18 protein-coding genes are annotated in these 22,577 nt (G+C 64.2%); 17 read left to right on the top strand and 1 reads right to left on the bottom strand.

The features are described from left to right. The first annotated feature begins 24 nt into the window (after positions 1-24). From mraY to FJ953_RS03310, 17 genes are all read left to right on the top strand, one after another. Positions 25-1,107: a phospho-N-acetylmuramoyl-pentapeptide-transferase gene (mraY, locus tag FJ953_RS03230; RefSeq protein WP_140495211.1), complete on the top strand. Its 1,083-nt coding sequence runs from the start codon at positions 25-27 to the stop codon at positions 1,105-1,107. A 9-nt stretch (positions 1,108-1,116) separates the two neighbouring features. Further along, on the top strand, positions 1,117-2,517 hold the full coding sequence (gene murD, locus FJ953_RS03235) for a UDP-N-acetylmuramoyl-L-alanine--D-glutamate ligase (protein ID WP_140495213.1): 1,401 nt from the start codon (positions 1,117-1,119) through the stop codon (positions 2,515-2,517). Continuing rightward, a complete protein-coding gene (ftsW, locus tag FJ953_RS03240; RefSeq protein WP_140557536.1) occupies positions 2,517-3,668 on the top strand; it encodes a putative lipid II flippase FtsW in 1,152 nt (383 codons plus the stop codon). The genes murD and ftsW overlap by 1 nt, the downstream gene beginning before the upstream one ends. Before the next feature lies 1 nt (position 3,669). Further along, positions 3,670-4,797: an undecaprenyldiphospho-muramoylpentapeptide beta-N-acetylglucosaminyltransferase gene (gene murG, locus FJ953_RS03245; protein ID WP_140557537.1), complete on the top strand. Its 1,128-nt coding sequence runs from the start codon at positions 3,670-3,672 to the stop codon at positions 4,795-4,797. Beyond that, a complete protein-coding gene (gene murC, locus FJ953_RS03250; protein ID WP_140495219.1) occupies positions 4,794-6,194 on the top strand; it encodes a UDP-N-acetylmuramate--L-alanine ligase in 1,401 nt (466 codons plus the stop codon). The genes murG and murC overlap by 4 nt, the downstream gene beginning before the upstream one ends. After that, a complete protein-coding gene (gene murB, locus FJ953_RS03255) occupies positions 6,191-7,156 on the top strand; it encodes a UDP-N-acetylmuramate dehydrogenase (protein ID WP_140495221.1) in 966 nt (321 codons plus the stop codon). The genes murC and murB overlap by 4 nt, the downstream gene beginning before the upstream one ends. A gap of 301 nt (positions 7,157-7,457) precedes the next feature. After that, a complete protein-coding gene (locus tag FJ953_RS03260; RefSeq protein ID WP_140623128.1) occupies positions 7,458-8,384 on the top strand; it encodes a D-alanine--D-alanine ligase in 927 nt (308 codons plus the stop codon). Next, positions 8,372-9,313 carry a cell division protein FtsQ/DivIB gene (locus tag FJ953_RS03265; protein ID WP_140495225.1) on the top strand — a complete coding sequence of 314 codons (942 nt, stop codon included), beginning with the start codon at positions 8,372-8,374 and terminating at the stop codon, positions 9,311-9,313. Before FJ953_RS03260 ends, FJ953_RS03265 begins: the two co-directional genes overlap by 13 nt. Continuing rightward, a complete protein-coding gene (gene ftsA, locus FJ953_RS03270) occupies positions 9,310-10,617 on the top strand; it encodes a cell division protein FtsA (RefSeq protein ID WP_140623130.1) in 1,308 nt (435 codons plus the stop codon). The genes FJ953_RS03265 and ftsA overlap by 4 nt, the downstream gene beginning before the upstream one ends. Positions 10,618-10,683: 66 nt before the next feature. Continuing rightward, positions 10,684-12,366: a cell division protein FtsZ gene (ftsZ, locus tag FJ953_RS03275; RefSeq protein ID WP_140495229.1), complete on the top strand. Its 1,683-nt coding sequence runs from the start codon at positions 10,684-10,686 to the stop codon at positions 12,364-12,366. A gap of 283 nt (positions 12,367-12,649) precedes the next feature. Then, on the top strand, positions 12,650-13,600 hold the full coding sequence (gene lpxC / locus FJ953_RS03280) for a UDP-3-O-acyl-N-acetylglucosamine deacetylase (protein ID WP_140495231.1): 951 nt from the start codon (positions 12,650-12,652) through the stop codon (positions 13,598-13,600). Between the two features lie 262 nt (positions 13,601-13,862). Beyond that, on the top strand, positions 13,863-14,732 hold the full coding sequence (locus FJ953_RS03285) for an outer membrane protein assembly factor BamD (RefSeq protein WP_140623132.1): 870 nt from the start codon (positions 13,863-13,865) through the stop codon (positions 14,730-14,732). Positions 14,733-14,745: 13 nt separating this feature from the next. After that, positions 14,746-16,419, top strand: coding sequence for a DNA repair protein RecN (gene recN, locus FJ953_RS03290; protein WP_140623133.1), 1,674 nt, complete (start codon positions 14,746-14,748; stop codon positions 16,417-16,419). 211 nt (positions 16,420-16,630) lie between these two features. Then, complete coding sequence (gene ligA / locus FJ953_RS03295) at positions 16,631-18,835, top strand: NAD-dependent DNA ligase LigA (RefSeq protein WP_140521206.1); 2,205 nt, start codon at positions 16,631-16,633, stop codon at positions 18,833-18,835. Next, the gene (locus FJ953_RS03300) at positions 18,835-19,527 is read left to right on the top strand and encodes a TIGR02453 family protein (RefSeq protein WP_140521269.1); all 693 of its coding nucleotides are present in this window, start codon (positions 18,835-18,837) and stop codon (positions 19,525-19,527) included. Before ligA ends, FJ953_RS03300 begins: the two co-directional genes overlap by 1 nt. Before the next feature lie 104 nt (positions 19,528-19,631). Next, positions 19,632-20,360 carry an AzlC family ABC transporter permease gene (locus FJ953_RS03305; protein WP_140623135.1) on the top strand — a complete coding sequence of 243 codons (729 nt, stop codon included), beginning with the start codon at positions 19,632-19,634 and terminating at the stop codon, positions 20,358-20,360. Then, positions 20,357-20,653: an AzlD family protein gene (locus FJ953_RS03310; RefSeq protein ID WP_140521204.1), complete on the top strand. Its 297-nt coding sequence runs from the start codon at positions 20,357-20,359 to the stop codon at positions 20,651-20,653. Before FJ953_RS03305 ends, FJ953_RS03310 begins: the two co-directional genes overlap by 4 nt. A 46-nt stretch (positions 20,654-20,699) precedes the next feature. Here FJ953_RS03310 and FJ953_RS03315 read toward each other — a convergent pair whose 3' ends face one another. Further along, positions 20,700-22,544 (bottom strand): aminopeptidase P family protein, encoded by a 1,845-nt coding sequence (locus FJ953_RS03315; protein WP_140623137.1) that lies wholly within the window; start codon positions 22,542-22,544, stop codon positions 20,700-20,702. Between the last annotated feature and the right edge of the window lie 33 nt (positions 22,545-22,577).

Below are 22,577 nucleotides of genomic sequence, written 5' to 3' on the forward strand. Positions count from 1 at the left end.
GGTCAAGTCGGGGACGAAAAGCGCATGTTCACACTGCTCGTCGATTTCGCGGACAAGATCTCGGTCTTCAATGTCTTCCGCTACATCACCTTCCGCACGGGCGGGGCGCTGATCACCTCGGCGCTGATCGTCTTCATCTTCGGGCCGACCATCATCAATTCGCTCAGGTTGCGCCAGGGCAAGGGTCAGCCGATCCGCGCCGACGGGCCGCAGACCCATTTCAAGAAGGCCGGCACGCCGACCATGGGCGGCCTGATGATCCTGTCCGGCATCATCGGCTCATCGTTGCTATGGGCGAACCTGTCGAGCATCTATGTCTGGGTGGTGTTGCTGGTGACGCTGGGCTTCGGCTCGATCGGCTTCTACGACGACTATCTGAAGGTGACGAAACAGTCGCATCTCGGCTTTTCCGGCAAAGCACGGCTGGCGCTCGAATTCGTCATCGCCGGCATCGCCGCCTGGGCGATCATGCATAATGGCCAGGCGCCGTTCTCCTCGTCGCTGACATTCCCCTTCGCCAAGGAATTCCTGATTAATCTCGGCTGGTTCTTCGTCCCGTTCTCCTGCTTCGTCATCGTGGGGGCGGGCAATGCGGTGAACCTCACCGACGGCCTGGATGGCCTGGCGATCGTACCGATCATGATCGCGGCGGCGTCCTTCGGCGTCATTGCCTATCTCTCCGGCAATGCCGTATTCGCCGAGTATTTGCAGATCCATTTCGTGCCCGGCACCGGCGAACTGGCTGTTGTGCTAGGCGCGGTCATCGGCGCCGGCCTCGGCTTTCTCTGGTTCAACGCGCCGCCGGCGGCGATCTTCATGGGCGACACCGGCTCGCTGGCCATGGGCGGGCTGATCGGCACCGTTGCGGTCGCCACCAAGCACGAGATCGTGCTGGTCATCGTCGGCGGTCTGTTCGTGGTCGAGATCCTGTCCGTCATCATCCAGGTCGGCTACTTCAAGATGACCGGCAAGCGTGTGTTCCTGATGGCGCCGATCCATCACCACTTCGAAAAGCTCGGCTGGACCGAAAGCCAGGTGGTGATCCGCTTCTGGATCATCGCCGTCATCCTGGCGCTGGTCGGCCTTTCCACCCTCAAGCTCAGATAGGCGCGCCCCGTGATTCCCGCCGCATCCTTCGCAGGCAAGCGTGTTTCGCTCTTCGGGCTCGGCGGCTCGGGGATCGCGACCGCGCACGCGCTGATCGAGGGCGGGGCTGAGGTTCTGGCCTGGGACGACAATCCCGACAGTGTCGCCAAGGCGGCAGCCGCCGGGATTGCAACCGGCGACCTGCACACAGCCGACTGGGCGACGTTCTCCGCTTTCGTGCTGTCGCCCGGCGTGCCGCTGACGCATCCCAAGCCGCACTGGACGGTGGAACTGGCGCGCGGTTCGGGTGTCGAGATCATCGGCGACGTCGAGCTTTTCTGCCGCGAGCGGACGCTCGGCGCGCCAGCCGCCCCCTTCATCGCCATCACCGGCACCAACGGCAAGTCGACGACCACGGCGCTGACGGCGCATATATTGAAGGCTTCCGGCCGCGATACGCAGATGGGCGGCAATATCGGCCGCGCCGTGATGACACTCGATCCGCCGCAACCCGACCGGCACTATGTCGTCGAATGCTCGTCCTACCAGATCGACCTCGCACCATCGATCAATCCGACGGCCGGCATCCTGCTCAATTTGACGCCGGATCACCTCGACCGTCACGGCACCATGCAGCATTACGCTTCGATCAAGGAGCGGCTGGTTGCCGGCAGCGAGACCGCGATCGTCGGCATCGACGATTCCTGGTGTGCGCAGATTGCCGAACGGCTGGAGCGGGCGGGGCGGCACGTCATCCGTATTTCGAAGCGGCTGCCGCTGACCGACGGCTATTTCGCCGATGGCACCAATTTGATGGAAGCGGTGCATGGCCGCTACAGCCGGGTCGCCTTCCTCGAAGGCATCGGCTCGCTGCGCGGGCAGCACAATGCGCAAAACGCGCTTGCCGCGGTGGCCGCCTGCCTCAAGGTCGGGCTCGACCTCGGCGAGATCCAGTCCGGACTGGAAAGCTTTCCGGGCCTGGCGCATCGCATGGAGCAGGTCGGCCGCAAGGACCACGTGCTGTTCGTCAACGATTCCAAGGCGACCAACGCCGATGCGGCGGCACCCGCGCTGTCGAGCTTTTCACGCATCTACTGGATCGCCGGCGGCCTGCCCAAGGAAGGCGGCATCGAGCCGCTGCGCGGCTTCTTCCCGCGTATCGCCAAGGCCTATCTGATCGGCGAGGCGGCGCCGGCCTTTTCGGCGACGCTGGGCGAGGCGGTGCCGTATGAGATATCGGGCACGCTTGCAGCCGCGGTCGAGCATGCCGCGCATGATGCGGCCAAGGACGATGGCGGCGAGGCGGTGGTGCTGTTGTCGCCGGCCTGCGCCAGTTTCGACCAGTTCAAGAATTTCGAGGTCCGCGGCGAAGCCTTCAGGCAAGCTGCGAATGCTATCGAGGGCGTCAAACCCATCGGAGGGGCACGATAATGCAGAGCCGTCTCGACAAAAGCCCGGTTGCGACCTGGTGGTGGACCATCGATCGCTGGTTCCTGGCGGCGTTCCTATCGCTGATGGGGCTGGGCATAGTCTTGTCCTTCGCCGCAAGTCCCGCGGTCGCCGAACGCATCGGCCTCGACAGTTTTCACTTCGCGACCAGGCAGATCATCTTCACCGTGCCGGCGCTCGGCGTGATGCTGGCGGTGTCCTTCCTCGATTCCAGAGAGATCCGGCGCATGGCGCTGATCATGCTGTGCCTGATGCTGGTGCTGATGGTGGCGGTGCTCTACATCGGCGTTGAGGTGAAAGGCGCGCGGCGCTGGGTGTCGCTTGCCGGCCTGTCGATCCAGCCCTCGGAGTTTTTGAAACCCGCCTTTGTCATCATGTGCGCCTGGCTGTTCGCCGAACACAAGCGCCAGCCCGACATTCCGGGCAATCTCTTCGCCATGTTGCTCTTGGTGCTGGTCGTGTCGCTGCTGGTGGCGCAGCCGGACCTCGGCCAGACCATGCTGACGACCGGCACCTGGGGCATCATGTTCTTCATGGCGGGGCTGCCATGGCTGTGGATTGTCGTGCTCGGAGCGGCCGGCGTCGGTGGCGTCTTTGCCGCCTATACAGTGTTTCCGCACGTCGCCCTGCGTATCGACAAGTTCCTCACTGGCGAAGGCGACACGTTCCAGGTCGATATGGGCCGCGACGCATTGATCAATGGCGGCTGGTTCGGCGTCGGACCGGGCGAGGGCACCGTCAAGCGGGTCATCCCCGACAGCCATGCCGACTTCGTCTTTTCGGTCGCGGGCGAGGAATTCGGACTGATTATGTGTTTCTTCATCATGTCCATCTTCGCCTTCATCGTGCTGCGCGGCCTCAACACGGCGCTGAAGGAGCATGACGATTTCACCCGCTATGCGGTCGGCGGCCTCGTCACCGTGTTTGGCCTGCAGGCAGTCATCAACATGTGCGTCAACCTGCAACTGGTGCCTGCCAAGGGCATGACGCTGCCGTTCATCTCCTATGGCGGCTCTTCGCAGATTGCCATCGCCATCTCGATGGGAATGGTGCTGGCGCTGACGCGCAAGCGGCCGGAAAAGCGCAAGCAGGTGGGCTTTGCCTTGCCGCAGCGCGCCATGCCGGCGGGGTGACATGGCCAGAGGCGTTATCCTTCTCTCGGCGGGCGGAACCGGCGGACATCTGTTTCCGGCCGAGGCGCTGGCGCATGAGTTGAACGCGCGTGGCTGGACGGTGCATCTGGCGACCGACGACCGTGCTGAGCGCTTTGCCGGCCACTTCCCGGCCGCCGCCATCCACCCGATCCAGTCCGCGACGCTGGGCTCGAAAAATCCTGTTGCCCTGCTTGGCGCTTTCTGGAAAATCTGGCGCGGCGTGCGCCAGGCGTCCGCCATCATCGGCAGGATCAAGCCCGATACCGTGGTCGGCTTTGGCGGATATCCGACCTTGCCGCCGCTCTACGCCGCGACGCGGCGCAAGGTACCGACGCTGATCCACGAGCAGAACGCTGTGATGGGACGCGCCAACCGGGCGCTGGCCAGCCGCGTCGATGCGATTGCCGGTGGCTTCCTGCCGCAAGACGAAAGCGCCGTCGGCGCCAAGACGGTGACGACAGGCAATCCGGTCCGCCCACAGGTGCTCGAAGCCGCAAAGACCGCCTACGCCGCCTCGGCCGGGAACGATCCCTTCCGCCTGCTGGTGTTCGGCGGCAGCCAAGGCGCGCAGTTCTTCTCCGATGCGGTGCCGGCGGCCGTCGCCTTGCTCCCCGACGCCCTGCGCAAGCGGCTGGTGATCACGCAGCAGGCTCGGGCCGATGATGTCGGGCGGGTGAAGGCGGCCTATGCAGCGCTTGGCGTTGGTGTCGAGGTCTCGCCCTTCTTCAGCGATATGGCGGCGCGCATAGCGGCCGCGCAACTGGTGATGTCGCGCTCCGGCGCCTCGACCGTCTCGGAAATCGCCGTCATCGGCCGACCGGCGCTGCTGGTGCCGTACCCCTATGCGCTCGATCACGACCAGGCCGCGAACGCAGCCGCCCTTGCGGCCGCCGGCGGTGGCGAGGTGGAGCCGCAATCCTCACTTTCGCCCGAGCGCATCGCGGCGTTGATCGGCGCCCTGATGGCCGAGCCCGAACGGCTCACGGCAATGGCTGCCGCGGCGAAGTCGGTCGGCAAACCGGATGCCGCACGGTTGCTCGCCGATCTCACAGAGGCTATTGCGTCCCGCAAAACCGTTTCGGATTTTAAGAAGGGAACGCACGCATGAAGATGCCGCAGACCATAGGCCTCGTGCATTTCATCGGCATTGGCGGCATCGGCATGAGCGGCATCGCCGAAGTGCTGCACAATCTCGGCTACAAGGTGCAGGGGTCCGACCAGGCCGACAGCGCCAATGTGCAGCGGCTGCGCGACAAGGGGATCGAATGCTTTGTCGGCCACAGGGAAGAAAACCTCGGCGATGCCGAAGTGGTGGTTGTCTCGACGGCTATCAAGAAATCCAACCCCGAACTGAAGGCGGCACGGGAGAAATTGTTGCCGATCGTGCGCCGCGCCGAAATGCTGGCCGAACTGATGCGCTTCCGCCAGGCAGTGGCGATCGGCGGCACGCACGGCAAGACGACGACGACCTCGATGGTAGCGACGCTGCTCGAAGCCGGCGGGCTCGACCCGACCGTCATCAATGGCGGCATCATCAACGCCTATGGCACCAATGCGCGCATGGGGGACGGCGAGTGGATGGTGGTCGAAGCCGACGAGAGCGACGGGACCTTCCTCAAGCTGCCGGCCGATATCGCCGTCGTCACCAATATCGATCCCGAACATCTCGATCACTACGGCAGTTTCGAGAAGGTGCGCGAAGCCTTCCGCCAGTTCGTCGAGAACGTGCCGTTCTACGGCTTCGGCGTCATGTGCACCGACCACCCGGAGGTGCAGGCGCTGGTCGGCCGAATCGAGGATCGCCGCGTCATCACCTATGGCGAGAACGCGCAGGCCGACGTGCGCTTCACCAACCATCGCATGGCCGGCGCGACCTCGGAATTCGACGTGGTGATCCGCGACCGCAAGGGACGCGGCCAGACGACGATATCGGATCTGCGCCTGCCGATGCCCGGCCGCCACAACGTTTCCAATGCGACGGCGGCGATCGCGGTGGCGCATGAGCTCGGCCTGTCGGCCGAGGCGATCAAGAAAGGCCTGTCGTCCTTCGCCGGCGTCAAGCGTCGCTTCACCCAAACCGGCTCCTGGAATGGCGTCGAAGTGTTCGACGATTACGGCCACCATCCGGTCGAGATCGCTGCGGTGCTGAAAGCCGCGCGCAGCGCCACCAAGGGCCGCGTCATCGCCATTGCCCAGCCGCACCGTTTTACCCGGCTGCATGATCTGTTCAATGAGTTCTCCGCCTGCTTCAACGACGCCGACACGGTGATGGTGGCGCCGGTCTACGCCGCCGGCGAGGAGCCGATCGAAGGCGTGACCTCGGATGCGCTGGTGTCGCGCATCCGCGCCGGGGGCCATCGCGACGCGCGCTACATCGAGGGTCCGGAAGCAATAGCGCCTGTTGTCCGTGATCTGGCCAGGCCCGGCGACTTCGTCGTCTTCCTCGGCGCCGGCAACATCACGCAATGGGCCTATGCGCTGCCCAAGGAGCTGGCCGTCTCATGATGCAGGGCCAGGCGCTGATCGACAGACTTGGCGGGCGGCTTGCCGGCCTGCGCGGCCGCATCACGCCGAATGCCGAGATGGACAAGATCACCTGGTTCCGCGCCGGAGGACTGGCCGAGGCGCTCTTTCAGCCAGCGGACGAGGCGGATCTCGCTGCTTTCCTGAAAGCGGTTCCCGAAGAGATACCGCTGACCATAGTCGGCGTCGGCTCGAACTTGCTTGTGCGCGATGGGGGTATTCCGGGTTTCGTCATAAGGCTGTCGGCCAAGGGGTTCGGTGAAACCGAAATTGTTTCGCCGACATCGATCAAGGCTGGCGCGGCCACGCCCGACAAGCGCATCGCCGCGGTGGCGCTGGAAGCCGGCATCGGCGGCTTCCATTTCTACCACGGCATACCGGGCGCCATCGGCGGGGCGCTGAGGATGAACGCCGGCGCCAATGGCGTCGAGACGCGCGAGCGCGTCGTCGAGGTGCGTGCGCTCGACCGCAAAGGCAACGTCCAGACGCTGAGCAATGCCGATATGGGCTATGCCTACCGGCACTCGTCGGCACCGTCCGGGCTGATCTTCACCTCGGCGATTTTCGAGGGCTTTGCTGAGGACAAGGCAGTGATCAAGGCGGCGATGGACGCGGTGCAGAACCATCGCGAGACGGTGCAGCCGATCCGCGAGAAGACCGGTGGCTCGACCTTCAAGAATCCTGAAGGCACCTCAGCCTGGAAAGAGATCGACAAGGCCGGGTGCCGCGGCCTGCTGATCGGCGGCGCGCAGATGTCGCCCATGCACTGCAATTTCATGATCAACACCGGGACAGCGACCGGCTACGAACTCGAATATCTCGGCGAAACGGTGCGCACGCGGGTGCTCGAACATTCCGGCATCCGGCTGCACTGGGAGATCAAGCGCATCGGGGACTTCCGCCCCGGACACGCCGTCCAGGAGTTTCTTGGACAGCTGCTCTAGCCGCGGTTGAAGTTCATGTGACGCATGAACTTCAACCGGTCCGGAACGACCGCGCGACCGTTGCTCCAAAGACTCAACAGCACGGTTTTCGCATCCATTTTCTCAGAAAGTGAATCTCTCGGAATCATAAGCACTTGCCAGTGAATCAACTCTCTGATTCTCTGCTCCAAAGCGTTTCCTGATTTGAGTCGTTCGACGCGTTTCCCGCGTTTTCCGTCTGGGGGGCAACCTGCCGGGAGACTCGGACTCAATGTTGCGGAAATCTTGGTTTTTGATCCGCCGTGAGAGGGGATGACGGGGAATGAAAAACAAGCATGTGGCCGTCCTGCTGGGTGGTTTCTCGTCCGAGCGGCCCGTGTCCCTGTCTTCGGGGAAGGCCTGTGCCGATGTGCTTGAGACGGAAGGCTATCAAGTCACGCGCGTCGATGTCGGGCGCGACGTCGGCTCCGTGCTTGCCGATCTCGGGCCCGATGTCGCCTTCAATGCGCTGCATGGTCCTTTTGGCGAGGACGGCACCATTCAGGGCATTCTCGAATATCTCGGCATTCCCTACACCCATTCCGGCGTGCTCGCCTCGGCGCTTGCGATGAACAAGGAGCAGTCGAAGAAAGTCGTGAAATTGGCCGGTGTCCCCGTCGCCGAATCGAAGGTCGCCAATCGCTTCGCCATTCAGAACAACCATCCGATGAAGCCGCCTTATGTGGTGAAGCCGGTCAATGAGGGGTCGAGCTTCGGCGTCGTGATCGTGCATGAGGGGCAGTCGCATCCGCCGCAGGTCATCGGCTCGTCCGAGTGGAAATATGGCGATACCGTCATGGTCGAGCGTTACATCCATGGGCGCGAGCTGACCTGTGCCGTCATGGGCGACGTGGCGCTTGGCGTCTGCGAGATCATCCCGACGGGCCATTCGTTCTATGACTACGATTCAAAATATGTCGCGGGCGGATCAAAACACGAATGCCCCGCAAAAGTTTCACCGAATATTTACCAAAAAATACAGACACTGGCGCTCAAGGCTCACCAAGCTGTCGGCTGTCGGGGCGTTTCCCGGTCGGACTTCCGTTATGACGATCGTCACTCCGAAAATGGCGAGGTTGTATGGCTCGAGGTCAATACCCAGCCGGGCATGACGCCGACGTCTCTGGTGCCTGAAATCGCCGCCCAGGCAGGGCATTCGTTCGGCGATCTGTTGAGTTGGATGGTGGAGGACGCTTCGTGTCTGCGTTGAAATGGGGGCAGGGCAAGGGGAAGGGCGTGGCCGGGCCGGCGCTGTTCAGCCTGCCATTGTCGTTCGACCATTTCGTGCTGCCGCGCGTGCTTCGCCGCCCGGTGCGTATCCTGGCGCGCCTGGGCGAGGGCGAATTCCAGGCGCCGCGCTTCTCCGCCGCGATCATGTCGGCAGTGCTCATTGCCTCGAGCGGCGCCTATGGCGCCTATCTCGGCGGTCATGCCGACGGCATCGTCCAGAGCATCACTGCCCGGACCGGCTTTGCCGTCGACCAGGTCAAGGTGGTCGGCAATCGCCAGACGTCCGAGATCGATATTCTCGACAGGCTCGAGCTCGATGGCTGGACGTCGCTGATCGGCTTCGATGCCGAGGCGGCGCGGGAACGCATCGCCACCTTGCCCTGGATCGAGGTCGCCGCGGTGCGCAAGGTCTATCCGCACACGTTGGAGGTGCGCGTCGAGGAGCGTCAGGCGTTCGCACTTTGGCAGCAGGGCAGCGATCTCTCCGTCATCGAAAAAGACGGTGCCGTTATCGCACCGTTCTCGGGTGGCAAGCAGGTGCTGCTGCCATTGCTGATCGGAGCCGGCGCGCCGGCCAAGGCGCCGGAATTCCTGGCGAAGATCGAAAAATACCCGGATCTCGCGACCCGCATCAGGGGCTATGTCCGTGTCGGCGATCGGCGCTGGGACCTGAAGCTCGACAACGGCATCACTGTCAAGCTTCCCGAGGATGGCGAGGATCAGGCACTCGCCGAACTCGTCGGCATGGACCATGACAAGGGGCTGTTGTCGCGCGACATCGCCGCCGTCGACATGCGGCTGTCCGACCGGCTGGTCGTGCAACTGACGCCGGAGGCGGCGACCCAGCGCGAAGCCGCGCTCAACGAGAAGCCGAAAATGCTGAAGCGCAAGCCGGAGACGAAGATATGAGCTGGCTTGGCGGTTCAAGCGATGCCTCGTCGCGCCGCTCCGGCACCTTGACGGTGCTGGATGTCGGTTCGAACAAGGTCTGCTGCATGGTGGCGAAGCTGAAGCCATGCGATGACGGCAAGCTGCTGCGCGGACGCTCGCACCGCATCCAGGTGATCGGCATCGGACACCAGAAGTCGCTGGGCGTCAAATCGGGCGTCGTCATCGATCTCGATCGTGCCGAACATGCCATTCGTCTCTCCGTCGACGCCGCCGAGCGCATGGCCGGGCTGACGGTCGATTCGCTGATCGTGAACATGACCGCCGGCCGGCTGAAGAGCGAAGCTTTCTCGGCAACCATCAATCTCGGCGGCCATGAGGCCGACGAGGCCGACATCAAGCGGGTGCTCGGTGCCGGCGCCAAGCAGGCGCTGAAGACGGAGCGCGAGGTGGTCCATTCGCTCCCCGTCGGCTTCTCGCTCGACGCTGAGCGCGGCGTGCGCGATCCGCGCGGCATGGTCGGCGACACGCTTGGCGTCGACATGCATGTGCTGACCGGCGACGCCGCTCCGATGCGCAACCTGGAGCTCTCCATCAACCGCTCGCATCTTTCGGTCGAGCGCATGGTGGCGACGCCCTATGCCAGCGGGCTGGCGGCATTGGTCGACGACGAACTGGAACTGGGCGCCGCCTGCATCGATATGGGCGGCGGCACGACGACGATCTCGGTGTTTTCGGAAGGCAAGTTCGTCCATGGCGACGCCATCGCCATCGGCGGCAACCACGTCACGCTGGACATGGCCAAGGGACTGTCCACCTCGCTCGATGCCGCCGAACGGCTGAAGGTGATGCACGGTTCGGCGTTGCCCGGCAGCGCCGATGACCGCGACCTGGTCTCGATCCAGCCGATCGGCGACGAGGGCGAAGTGCCGCTCCAGATTCCGCGCTCCGTCATGACGCGCATCGTGCGTGCCCGCATCGACGAGACGCTCGAGCTTTTGCGCGACCGGCTGAACAAGTCCGGCTACGGCAATGCGGTGGGCAAGCGCGTGGTGCTGACCGGCGGCGCCAGCCAGCTTGCCGGCCTGCCGGAAGCGGCGCGCCGCATCCTGGGGCGCAATGTGCGCATCGGCCGCCCGCTCGGCGTGGCGGGCCTGCCCGAAGCGGCGAAGGGGCCGGCCTTCTCGGCGGCCGTCGGCTTGTTGATCTATCCGCAGATGGCGAGCTTCGAGAGCCATCCGGCGAAAGGAATTTCCGGTCTCAGGATGACCGGAACGGGCGGAAAACTGCATCGCATGAGTCAGTGGTTGAGAGACAGTTTCTAATTGACGGGGACAGCCCCATAAGTGGCCGCGGCGGCGAAGCGGCAGGAAAGGCAAAGGACGGAGACAATGACCATCAATCTGCAAAAGCCGGACATCACCGAGCTTAAGCCACGCATCACCGTGTTCGGCGTCGGCGGCGGCGGCGGCAACGCCGTCAACAACATGATCACCGCCGGTCTGCGCGGCGTCGAGTTCGTTGTCGCCAACACCGACGCGCAGGCGCTGACCATGTCGAAAGCCGACCGGCTGATCCAGCTCGGCGCGCATGTCACCGAGGGGCTGGGCGCCGGATCCCAGCCTGAAGTGGGCCGCGCGGCAGCGGAAGAATGCATCGACGAGATCATCGATCACCTGTCCAACACCCATATGTGCTTCGTCACCGCGGGCATGGGCGGCGGCACGGGCACGGGAGCGGCGCCGGTCGTGGCGCGCGCCGCCCGCGAGAAGGGCATCCTCACTGTCGGCGTCGTCACCAAGCCGTTCCATTTCGAAGGCCAGCGCCGCATGAAGACGGCGGATTTCGGCATCGAGGAGCTGCAGAAATGCGTCGACACGCTGATCGTCATCCCTAACCAGAACCTGTTCCGGCTGGCCAATGACAAGACCACCTTCGCCGACGCGTTCGCCATGGCTGACCAGGTTCTCTATTCGGGTGTAGCCTGCATCACCGACCTGATGGTCAAGGAAGGCCTGATCAATCTCGACTTCGCCGACGTTCGTTCGGTGATGCGCGAGATGGGCAAGGCGATGATGGGCACCGGCGAGGCATCGGGCGAGGGCCGCGCGATGGCGGCCGCGGAAGCCGCGATCGCCAACCCGCTGCTCGACGAGACCTCGATGAAGGGCGCCAAGGGCCTGCTGATCTCGATCACCGGCGGCCGCGACCTGACGCTGTTCGAAGTCGACGAAGCGGCGACCCGCATCCGCGAGGAGGTCGACCAGGACGCCAACATCATCCTGGGCGCCACTTTCGACGAGGAGCTCGAAGGCGTCATCCGCGTCTCGGTTGTCGCCACCGGCATCGACAAGTCGGCGGCCGAAATCGCCGCCGCGCCGATCTCGATCCGCACCGCGCCGCAGAAGCCGGCCGCCCGCCCGGCCGTTGCCGCGGCGGAAAGCCGCCCCGCGCCGGTCCAGCAGGCTGCGTTCGAGCCGCGCGCCGCCGATCCGGTCGCGGAAGCGATCCAACTGGCCGAAGCAAACGCCGCGGCGATGGCACAAGCCCGTCCGGCGCCAATTGCCCATGCGGATGATTTCCGTCCGCAGAGCAAGATCTTCCAGGCTCCGCCGGCGCAGCCGCAACCGATGGTGCAGCCCGTGGTCCAGCAGATGCAGCCGGCGCCTCAGCCGCGCGAGATCCTGCGCGAAGTCCAGCAGCCGGTCGCGATGGCTCCCCAGCGCATGCCGCGCGTCGAGGACTTTCCGCCTGTCGTGAAGGCCGAGGTCGACGCCAAGAGCCGCCCGGCCGACCATGAGAACAGCGGACCGATGGGGCTCTTGAAGCGTCTGACCAACGGCCTGACGCGCCGCGAGGAAGAGCCTGCACGCCTGCAGCCGGCGCAGCCGCGCGAGCCCAAGCTGCGTCAGGCCGCACCGGAAGTGCGCCGTCTGGCAAGCCAGGACGCGCAGCTCTACGCGCCTCGTCGCGGCCAGCTCGACGACCAAGGCCGCCTGACGCCGCAGGCCAGGGCGACTCAGGAGGACGACCAGCTGGAAATTCCGGCGTTCCTGCGTCGCCAGGCCAACTGAGCGGTTAACGGGCTGTAACAATTGTTAACAGGCAAGCAAGGAATTGCTTGCCTGTTAACGTTTAAAAGAATGCAAATTCAAGCACTTAAGAGGCTATCCATATGTCGGTTGCGGTTACAAAGAGTAAGAAACCGTGATTTGGACTATCCCTGACGGGACATTATCTTCGCTGCCTACCGTCGTCGGTTTGCCGGGATTTCGGGGGAAGTGACCTGGCCTGCCGATTTTTACAAGAGAGCCGCGCCCCTCGGGCTGGAGAAGCGGACCTAGGCATTTTGGGCTTATGGGGATTGTCTTGCACGACTATCAGACGACAGTGAAGACGCGCGCGTCGCTTACGGGCACCGGCGTTCACAGCGGCAAGGAAGTTTCCATCAGCTTTCTCCCGGCGGATGCCGACACCGGCATTGTTTTCCAGCTTTTTAGTGAGAACGGGCAAGGTCGCGAGTTCCGCGCCCTGTTTTCCGAGATCGGCGCAACCGACCTGTGCACCATGCTCGGTGATCCCTCTGGCGAGCACATCGCCACGGTCGAGCACATCATGGCGGCGCTGTTCGGGCTCGGCATCGACAATGTCATCATCGAGATCGACGGCCATGAGGTCCCTATCCTCGACGGCAGCGCCATGGCGTTCGTCGAGGCCATAGACCAGGCCGGCATCGAAACGCTGTCGGTCAAGCGGCGCTACATCCGGATCGTCAAGCCGGTCCGCATCGAGAACGGCGCCTCCTGGGCTGAGTTCAGGCCCTATGACGGCACTCGCTTCGAGGTCGAGATCGATTTCGAAAGCCCGGCGATCGGCCGGCAGCTGTTCGCGTCCGACATCAATGCGGACATTTTCCGCCGCGACATCGCGCGCGCCCGCACCTTCGGCTTCATGAAGGACGTCGAGCGGCTGTGGGCCGCCGGCTATGCGCTGGGATCCTCGCTTGAGAATTCGCTGGTCATCGGTGACGACAACCGCGTCATCAACATGGGCGGCTTGCGCTACCCCAACGAGTTCGTACGCCATAAGACGCTGGACGCCATGGGCGACCTGGCACTGGCTGGGGCCCGCTTCATCGGCTGCTTCCGCTCCTATCGTGGCGGCCATAGGCTGAATGCGGCCGCCTTGCGGCGCGTGCTGTCGGACCGTACCGCGTTCGAGATCGTCGAAACGACCCGCCGCGAGCGCGGCCGTGCGGCCGAGATGAGCGCCGTCAACGCGCCTCTCTATGCGCCCTGGATGATCTGAGTCGCCGCCACTTTCCGGATGCCATCGCAGCTCGCTGGTGTTGCATGAATGCATCATTTGCCGGCGAAATCGCAGGGATGCTCCGGCGCGGCCCGGCCGCCACAAAAATGTTCGATTGCCTAGACATAGCGTTGCCGGGCAAGGCGGTTATGGTTTATGGCTGCTGCCGTCGATAGTGCATGTCGCCTGGAAGTGGGGACCAGTTTTGGGGAAACGATATGCAACAGGCACTGAAATAACGCCGAAAGGGCGCAATCCAATCATGTTCTTCAAGCGAGTCGGTCAATTGAAAGCGCCGCAGCGGTCCGTTTTCCTGGCGCTTTCGGTGGTTGTTCCATCGCTCTTGCTGTCTGCTTGCATGTCGTCGGAAAAAGATATCGACCTGTCGACCTATGTCGACCAGACCGAACCGGCCGACGTTCTCTACAACCAAGGGCTCGCCAATCTGAATGCCGGACGCCTCGACGAGGCGAGCAAGAAGTTCGACGCGGTCGACCGCCAGCATCCTTATTCGGAGTGGGCCCGCAAATCGATGGTGATGGGCGCGTTCGCCGACTATCGCAAGGGCAGCTACGACGAAGCGATCTCGTCGGCCAAGCGTTATCTGACGCTGTATCCGTCAACGGATGACGCGGCTTATGCGCAGTACATCATCGGCCTTAGCTACTACCGCCAGATCAAGGACGTGACGCAGGATCAGAAGGAAGCGCGCCAGACCGTGCAGACCATGCAGGATCTCGTGACGCGCTGGCCTAATTCAGAATATGTCGATGACGCCAAGGAAAAGATCCGCTTCGCCAACGACCAGCTCGCCGGCAAGGAGATGCAGATCGGCCGCTATTATCTCGAACGTCGCGAATACATCGCCGCGGTCAAGCGTTTCCGCAATGTGGTCGAGAATTATTCCAACACCCGCCACGTCGAGGAGGCGCTGGCGCGCCTGACCGAGAGCTATTATGCGATGGGCCTGACTTCGGAGGCGCAGACCGCCGCCGCCGTTCTCGGCACCAATTATCCCGACAGCCCATGGTACAAGGATTCCTACAAGCTCCTGCAGAGCAACGGGCTTGCGCCGCGCGAGAATGCCGGCTCGTGGATATCCAAGGCCGGGAAACTGATCACCGGCGCCTGATGCAGGCGTAACGATGCTTTCCAGGCTGTCGATCCGCGATATCGTCCTGATCGAGAAGCTGGATATCGACTTCCAGCCCGGTCTCTCGGTGCTGACGGGCGAGACCGGCGCCGGAAAATCCATCCTGCTCGACGCCCTGTCGTTGGCGCTTGGGGCTCGCGGTGACGCTTCCCTGGTGCGCCACGGCGCGGCACAGGGCCAGGTGATTGCCGTGTTCGACGTGCCGCGCAACCATCCGGTGCGCGCGCTGCTTGCCGAGAATGCCATCGAGGACGACGGCGACATCATCCTGCGCCGCTTGCAGACGGCGGACGGCCGCACTCGCGTCTTCGTCAACGATCAGCCGTCCAGCGTGACGCTGATGCGCGACGTCGGCCGCGCGCTGGTCGAGATCCACGGCCAGCATGACGAACGCGCCCTTGTCGATCCCGGCGCGCATCGCGACGTGCTCGACGCCTTCGGCGGCCATCTCGGCGCCGTCCGGTCGACGGCCGAGGCCTGGCGGCACTGGCGCGCCTGCGAGCAGGAGCTCTCGCGCCATCGTGCCAAGGTGGCGGCGGCGGCGCGCGAAGCGGACTACCTGCGCGCAGCGGTCACGGAGCTGACCAAGCTCGATCCGCAGCCGGGTGAGGAGACTGAGCTTGCCGACTTGCGCGCCCACATGATGCGGGCCGAGAAGATCGCCTCCGAAATCCACGACGCGCAGGACGTGCTTTCGGGTCCATCCTCGCCCTTGCCGCAACTGGCCAGCCTGCTCAGGCGGTTGCAGCGCAAGGCCGGCGAGGCCCCCGGGCTGCTCGACGAAGTGGTCAAGTCGCTGGATGAGGCGATGCTGTCGCTCGACGCGGCGCAGTCGGGTGTCGAGGCGGCTTTGCGCGCCACCGAATATGATCCACAGCGGCTGGAAAAGGCGGAAGAGCGATTGTTTTCGCTGCGCGCGGCAGCGCGCAAGCACAGCGTTGCCGTCGATGATTTGGCGCAATTGCGCGACACGATGGTTGCCGATCTTGCCGATCTCGATGCCGGCGAGGAGCGCCTTCATGGGCTGGAAAAGCAGGCGGCCGCAGCGCGCGAAGCCTATGATATCGCCGCCGCGCAGTTGTCCTCGCTTCGCCATGCCGCGGCGGTCGGGCTGACCAAGGCGGTGATGGCCGAACTGCCGGCGCTTAAGCTCGAACGCGCCGCCTTCATCGTCGAGATGAAGAGCGAGGCCGAGAGCCGCATGGAAGAGGGCATCGACCAGATCGAGTTCTGGGTGCGCACCAATCCCGGCACGCGACCCGGGCCGATGATGAAGGTTGCTTCCGGCGGCGAGCTTTCGCGCTTCCTACTGGCGCTGAAGGTGGCGCTGGCCGACCGGGGCTCGGCGCCAACGCTGGTCTTCGATGAAATCGACACAGGGGTGGGCGGCGCCGTCGCGGATGCCATCGGCCAGCGGCTGGCAAGATTGTCCAGGCGCGTGCAGGTGCTCTCGGTCACCCATGCGCCGCAGGTGGCGGCCCGCGCGGCGACGCACTTCCTGATCTCCAAGTCCGGCAGCACCGACAAGGTCGCGACCGGCATCGCCGAAATGGACCGGGCGGCGCGCCAGGAAGAGATCGCGCGCATGCTGGCCGGCGCCACCATCACCGACGAAGCGCGCGCGGCCGCCGAGAGATTGCTGCGGGAGAATACGGCGGCTGCCTGAAAGCTCGTTTCCCGTGAAGGCGAGTCAGGATATGGCTGCATCCTGCTGTTCAGGAATGATTTTTTCGCAGGCCGGCTCCCTCCTGCCAAATCCTGATTTATAGTGGCGCCCAACCAAAGTGCGCTGCGCCTTGGTTATTGTTTTGTGCATGTCGTTGCCCCAAAATCGCACCATATTTTGGGCGGCGTGCATTGGTCAGGGAAGCCGTGCGATGTCTGAAAGACCAGTCGATTCACTCAGTGAGAGCGAAGCCGAAGCGGAGCTGAAGCGCCTGGCGCAGGAGATCGCGGAGCACGACCGCCGCTACCATACCGAGGACGCGCCTGTTATCACCGACGCCGCCTATGATGCGCTGACCCGGCGCAACTTCGCCATCGAGCAGCGCTTTCCCGCCCTGGTGCGCGAGGATTCGCCATCGCGCAGGGTCGGTGCCGCGCCGGCGGAAGGCTTTGCCAAGGTGCGCCATGCCGTGCCCATGCTCAGCCTCGCCAAGGCCTATACCGACGAGGACGTCGCAGATTTCATCGAACGCGGCCGGCGCTTCTTCGACCGCGACAAGGATCTCGACATCGCCTTCACGGCCGAACCGAAGATCGACGGCCTGTCGGCCTCGCTGCGTTACGAGAACGGCGTGTTCGTGCAGGGCGCAACGCGCGGCGATGGCGCTGTCGGCGAAGACATCACCGCCAATCTGAGGACCATCGCCGATATTCCCGGCAGGCTGAAAGGCTCGGGCTGGCCCGAAATCATCGAGATACGCGGCGAGGTCTACATGACCTATGCGGAATTCGAGGCGCTGAAGCAACGCTCGGCGGCCGCCGGCGGCCAGGACTATGTCAATCCGCGCAATACGGCGGCTGGGTCGCTGCGCCAGAAGGATCCATCGGTCACCGCCAGCCGGAACCTCAAATTCTTTGCCTATGCCTGGGGCTACACGACAGCCGACCCTGCTCCGACACAATACGATTCGGTGCAGAAATTCGCGGAATGGGGCTTCAAAGTCAGCCCGCTGATGGTGCGGGCGAGGTCGGTCGGCGAGCTGATCGCGCATTATCACCGCATCGAGGAACAGCGTTCTTCCTTGGGCTACGACATCGACGGCGTCGTCTACAAGGTCGACCAACTGGAGTTGCAGCGCCGGTGGGGCTTCGTCACCGGCGAACCGCGCTGGGCCATCGCGCACAAATTTCCGGCCGAACAGGCGATGACGACCGTGCAGAAGATCGATATCCAGGTCGGGCGCACCGGCACGCTGGCGCCGGTAGCGAGGCTTGCGCCCGTGACAGTCGGGGGCGTCGTGGTCGAGAACGTCACGCTGCACAACGAAGACTATATCAAGGGTTTCGACAGCAACGGCCAGCCGATCCGCGACGGCATCGACGTGCGCATCGGCGACACCGTGGTGATCCAGCGGGCAGGGGATGTCATCCCGCAGATCGTCAGTGTCGTCGTCGACAAGCGTCCGCCGGATGCCGTGCCTTACGAATTCCCACATACTTGCCCGATCTGCGGCTCGCCGGCGACGCGCGAAATCAACGAGAAGACCGGCAAGGAGGATTCCCGCAGGCGTTGCACGGGCGAACTGATCTGCCCCGCGCAAGCCGTGGAAGGGCTGCGCCACTTCGTGTCGCGCGGGGCCATGGATATCGAGGGACTAGGCGCGGAAAACATCGACCTGTTCTTCAATGCGGGCCTGGTCAAGACGGCCGCCGACATCTTCACGCTCAGGGATCGGCGTCCCGCCGTCACCAAGGCGCTGGCCGAGCGGCGCGAGGAGCAGGCGAGGCAGCGCGAGGCGGCGTCGGGCAAGACGCGCAAGAACGTGCGCAGCGTCGAGGACCGCAACTATGAAGGGTTGGACAAGCTCTTTGCGGCGATCGATTCGCGCCGCGAACCCGAGCTCGACCGCTTCATCTTTGCGCTTGGGATCCGCCATATCGGCGAAACGACGGCGGCCGTGCTTGCCCGGACGTTTTCGACAATCGAGGAACTGATCCGCGTCGGCAAGGAGACCGCGGCGGCTGACGATCCGCATAGTGTCTTCCCGTCGATCAACGGCATCGGCGATACGGTGATCAACGCGCTGGCCGATTTCTTCGGCAATGAGCGCAATGACGACGTGCTTGAGGCGTTGCTTAAACAGGTCAGGCCGAAGCCGTATGTCGTCACCGTCTCGGCCGACAGCGTGGTCGCGGGCAAGACCGTCGTGTTCACGGGCTCGCTGGAAAAGATGACGCGTTCCGAAGCCAAGGCGATGGCCGAACGGCTGGGCGCCAAGGTGGCGGGCTCGGTTTCGGCCAAGACCGATCTGGTAGTGGCGGGGCCCGGCGCCGGCTCGAAACTCAAGCTTGCCAGTGAACTCGGCATCGAGGTCATAGACGAGGACGCGTGGCTGCAGCGGATCGGCAAGGCATGATGTCAGGCGAATTCAAGGGGTTCGGCCAAAAGGCTATTCCGTTCCTGAAGGCACTTGATTTCCACCAGAGTCGCGAGTGGTTCGTAGAGAATCGCGACCTGTTCGAACAGGAATTGCGCGATCCGCTGGGCGATCTGGTGGAGACGCTCACACGCCGTTTCGGCGAGGCCGGGCTCGGCCTCAAGGGCGACCGCAAGAAATCACTGTTCCGGATCAACCGGGACGTGCGCTTCGCCAAGGACAAGCGGCCTTACAACCGGCATCTGTCGGCGATCCTGTCGCCCGACGGCACCAAGATGGAGCAGGGCGTGTTCTATGTCCACGTTGGGCTGGAACGCTGCTTCGCCGACATTGCCTGGTGGCAGCCCGCCCCGGAACTGTTGCTCGCCATGCGCAAGGCCATCGCGGCAAGGCCGGACAGGTTCCGCGCCCTGGTGGGCGCCTTGAAGAAGAACGGTCTGGAATTCGAGACGGAGGGCCGCATGAAGCGCACGCCGCGGGGCTTCGAGCATGTCGGCGATTCCGATCTGGCCGAGGCCATCCGCAACCGTCATTTCTACGTCCAGCATGTCATCGATCCGGCGGGGATCCACACGGCGGCGCTGGTCGACGAGCTGGTCGATTTCACCATGCGCGCCAAGCCGCTGCTCGACTGGGGCAGGGCGATAGAGGGCAAGGTGGCGCAGGGCTAGGATTGGTCCTGGCAATCATTTCCGCTGATTGTTGGGCTCAACCGAATTCGTGTGACAAGGCGGGCCACGCTACCTAGATCAGGCCATTCTCCTGGGAGTTATCCATGGTGTCGGATGCAATTTCCGAGAACGGCGCAAAGAGCGATTTCTGGCAAGGCGTGCGGCTTTCCATGCCGGTCGTTGTGGCGTCGGCGCCGTTCGGGGTGCTGTTCGGGGCGCTGGCCGTCGACAATGGCTTCTCGGTGTTCGAAGCCTTCCTGATGAGTGCGATGATCTTCGGCGGCGCCAGCCAGATGGTCGGCATCGAGCTGTTCGGCCAGCATGTCGCGCCGTGGCTGATCGTGCTGTCAATCTTCGCCGTCAATTTTCGCCACGTGCTCTATTCGGCCGGTATCGGCCGGCGCATAGCGCACTGGCCCGTGGTCAGCCAAGCGGTCGGCTTCTTCATCCTCACCGATCCGCAGTTCGCCGTCGCCGAGGCGAGGGCGCAGTCCGGCGAGACGGTCGGCTTCGCCTGGTATCTCGGGCTCGGCCTGCCGGTCTATGTATTCTGGGTGATCGAAAGCGCGCTCGGCGCGGTGTTCGGCAAGCTCATCCCCGACACGCATGCGCTGGGCATCGATTTCCTGCTGCCGATCTATTTCCTTGGCCTGGTGATGGGCTTCCGCAAGCGGCCGTTGTGGCTGCCGGTGGTCGTCGCCAGTGCTTGCGCCTCGATCGTCGCCTACAAGATGGTAGGTTCACCCTGGCACGTTTCAATCGGCGCCATCGCCGGCGTGCTGCTGGCCGTCATCCTGCCGCCCCACCACTCAGGCGTGAAGGCACGGCCATGAGCACGACGTTCTGGATCATCATCGCCGGCGCGATCGCCACTTATCTTACGCGGATCGGCGGGCATCTGGTCATCTCGCGCTTCGACAATATCCATCCGCGCGTCGAGGCCGGCCTCAACGCGGTGCCGGCGGCGGTGCTGACGACATTGGTGGCGCCGGAACTGTTGAATGCCGGACCGGCGGAATGGGCGGCATTGGTTGTCACCGCCATGGTTTCGCTGCGCGGCGGGCTGATGGCGATGTTTTTGGCTGGTGCGGCGATGCTGATCCTGGCGCGGCAGTTTGTGGGGTAGAGTTCCGGGCGCGATCGTTCGAACGCTGGCGCCGCCTTAGACGCACTCAAATCTTAGCGCCATGCGGTAACGGCGCCGTTGCCTTTTCCAGCCAGGCCAGCGTCTCGCCGTCGAGCATCGGGCCGATCTCGGCCAGCACGCGGGCGTGGTAGGTGTCGAGCCAATGCAGCTCGTCGCGGGTCAACAAATCCGAGCGCACCAGCCTGACATCGATCGGCGCCAGGGTCAGCGTCTCGAAACCGTGCATGGCGATGTCGCCGCCGTCGATCTGCTCGGCCGGCGTCACCAGGATGAGGTTCTCGATGCGGATGCCGTAAGAACCTTCCTTGTAATAGCCCGGCTCGTTGGACAGCATCATGCCTTCGAGCAGCTTTTCGGTGCCCGTGCGGGCGATGCGTTGCGGGCCTTCGTGCACCGCCAGATAAGAGCCGACGCCATGGCCGGTGCCGTGGGCGAAGTCGCAGCCGTGCTTCCACAGCGCCATGCGGGCGACGGCGTCGATTTCCGAGCCGCGCGTGCCGGCGGGGAAACGCAGCGTGGAAATGCCGATCATGCCTTTCAGCACGAGCGTGAAGCGTTCGCGCATTTCCTCGGTCGGCTGGCCGATCGGCACGGTGCGGGTGATGTCGGTGGTGCCGTCCTGATATTGGGCGCCGGAATCGAGCAGGAACAGCTCGCCGGCCTGGAGCTTGCGGCTGGTGGCGCGTGAGACGCGGTAGTGCATGATGGCGCCATTCGGGCCGGCGCCCGAAATGGTGTCGAAGGAGACGTCGCGCAGCGGCATTTGCGTTTCCTCGCCGGTCTGCCGGCGCGTCTCTTCCAGCCGGGTGACGACCGCGATCTCGTCGAGCGAGCCGGGCTTCTGGCGGTCGAGCCAGCACAAAAGCTTCGCCACCGCCGCGCCATCGCGCCGATGCGCGGCGCGCGAGCCGTTGATCTCGGCCTGGTTCTTGGTGGCGCGCGGGATGCGGGCCGGGTCGGGAGCGGCAATCACCTCGCCGCCATTGTCCTCGACCAGCATGCGCAGCCTGTAGGCGGCCAAAACGGGGTCTAGCGCGATTTTCGCGCCGCTCTTGGCCAGCGCCACGACCGCGGCCTCGAATTCACCGGGCTCATGGGGCTCGGCAAGCTGGGTGAGATACGCCGCAACCTGGCGGGAGAATTTTCGGCTGTCCATGAATAGCCGGTGCCGTCCGTCGGCAGCGAGGACAGCGAAGCCGAGCGCCAGCGGCGTGTGCGGTACGTCGCCGCCACGGATGTTGAAGGCCCAGGCGATCGAGGAGGGATCCGTCAGCACCGCATGGGTGGCGCCCTCCTTGCCGATCGCCGCCGCCAGCCGCGCCAGCTTGTCCTTGGCGAGCTCGCCGGCAAAACCGATGGGATGGAGTTCGATGGGAGCGACCGGTGGTTCCGGCTGATCCTTCCAGATTATGTCGATCGGGTTCGTCTCGAGCGGCACCAGCACAGCGCCGGTCTTTTCGGCCGAGGCCCGCAGCGCCTTGACCTCGCCGATCGTGTGCAGCCAGGGGTCGAAGCCGAGCCGCGCGCCCTTGCCGAGGTTATCCTTGAGCCAATTTGCAGGCGGATTGTCGACCAGGCTCTCGATCGAGAAGATACCGAGATCAACCTCGCCGCGCACCTGCAGCGTGTAGCGTCCGTCGACGAAGATGAAGGCGCGGTCGCGCAGGATGATGGCAACGCCGGCGGAGCCGCTGAAGCCGGTCAGCCATTTCAGCCGCGCCGAGCGGTCGGCGACATATTCGCCCTGATGCTCGTCGGCGCGGGGAACGACAAATCCATCCAGGCCGTTTTCCGCCAGCCATTGGCGCAGCAGCGCCACGCGCGGTCTGCCGACGGCCGGATTGCCAGCGGAATCAAAGGTCTGGAACATGGTGGCGTCTCCCTCGATAGTGCCCGACCGTAG

It is taken from the genome of Mesorhizobium sp. B2-3-6, from assembly GCF_006442305.1.
Taxonomy (GTDB): domain Bacteria; phylum Pseudomonadota; class Alphaproteobacteria; order Rhizobiales; family Rhizobiaceae; genus Mesorhizobium.

What these genes read in the sequence shown, in the direction of transcription:
- lpxC (WP_140495231.1), top strand. Translation starts at nt 12,650, where the DNA reads ATGGGGATTGTCTTGCACGACTATCAGACGACAGTGAAGACGCGCGCG.
- murC (WP_140495219.1), top strand. Translation starts at nt 4,794, where the DNA reads ATGAAGATGCCGCAGACCATAGGCCTCGTGCATTTCATCGGCATTGGC.
- ligA (WP_140521206.1), top strand. Translation starts at nt 16,631, where the DNA reads ATGTCTGAAAGACCAGTCGATTCACTCAGTGAGAGCGAAGCCGAAGCG.
- FJ953_RS03305 (WP_140623135.1), top strand. Translation starts at nt 19,632, where the DNA reads ATGGTGTCGGATGCAATTTCCGAGAACGGCGCAAAGAGCGATTTCTGG.
- murG (WP_140557537.1), top strand. Translation starts at nt 3,670, where the DNA reads ATGGCCAGAGGCGTTATCCTTCTCTCGGCGGGCGGAACCGGCGGACAT.
- ftsW (WP_140557536.1), top strand. Translation starts at nt 2,517, where the DNA reads ATGCAGAGCCGTCTCGACAAAAGCCCGGTTGCGACCTGGTGGTGGACC.
- FJ953_RS03300 (WP_140521269.1), top strand. Translation starts at nt 18,835, where the DNA reads ATGTCAGGCGAATTCAAGGGGTTCGGCCAAAAGGCTATTCCGTTCCTG.
- ftsA (WP_140623130.1), top strand. Translation starts at nt 9,310, where the DNA reads ATGAGCTGGCTTGGCGGTTCAAGCGATGCCTCGTCGCGCCGCTCCGGC.
- FJ953_RS03285 (WP_140623132.1), top strand. Translation starts at nt 13,863, where the DNA reads ATGTTCTTCAAGCGAGTCGGTCAATTGAAAGCGCCGCAGCGGTCCGTT.
- ftsZ (WP_140495229.1), top strand. Translation starts at nt 10,684, where the DNA reads ATGACCATCAATCTGCAAAAGCCGGACATCACCGAGCTTAAGCCACGC.
- recN (WP_140623133.1), top strand. Translation starts at nt 14,746, where the DNA reads ATGCTTTCCAGGCTGTCGATCCGCGATATCGTCCTGATCGAGAAGCTG.
- FJ953_RS03310 (WP_140521204.1), top strand. Translation starts at nt 20,357, where the DNA reads ATGAGCACGACGTTCTGGATCATCATCGCCGGCGCGATCGCCACTTAT.
- mraY (WP_140495211.1), top strand. Translation starts at nt 25, where the DNA reads ATGTTCACACTGCTCGTCGATTTCGCGGACAAGATCTCGGTCTTCAAT.
- FJ953_RS03260 (WP_140623128.1), top strand. Translation starts at nt 7,458, where the DNA reads ATGAAAAACAAGCATGTGGCCGTCCTGCTGGGTGGTTTCTCGTCCGAG.
- FJ953_RS03315 (WP_140623137.1), bottom strand. Translation starts at nt 22,544, where the DNA reads ATGTTCCAGACCTTTGATTCCGCTGGCAATCCGGCCGTCGGCAGACCG.
- murB (WP_140495221.1), top strand. Translation starts at nt 6,191, where the DNA reads ATGATGCAGGGCCAGGCGCTGATCGACAGACTTGGCGGGCGGCTTGCC.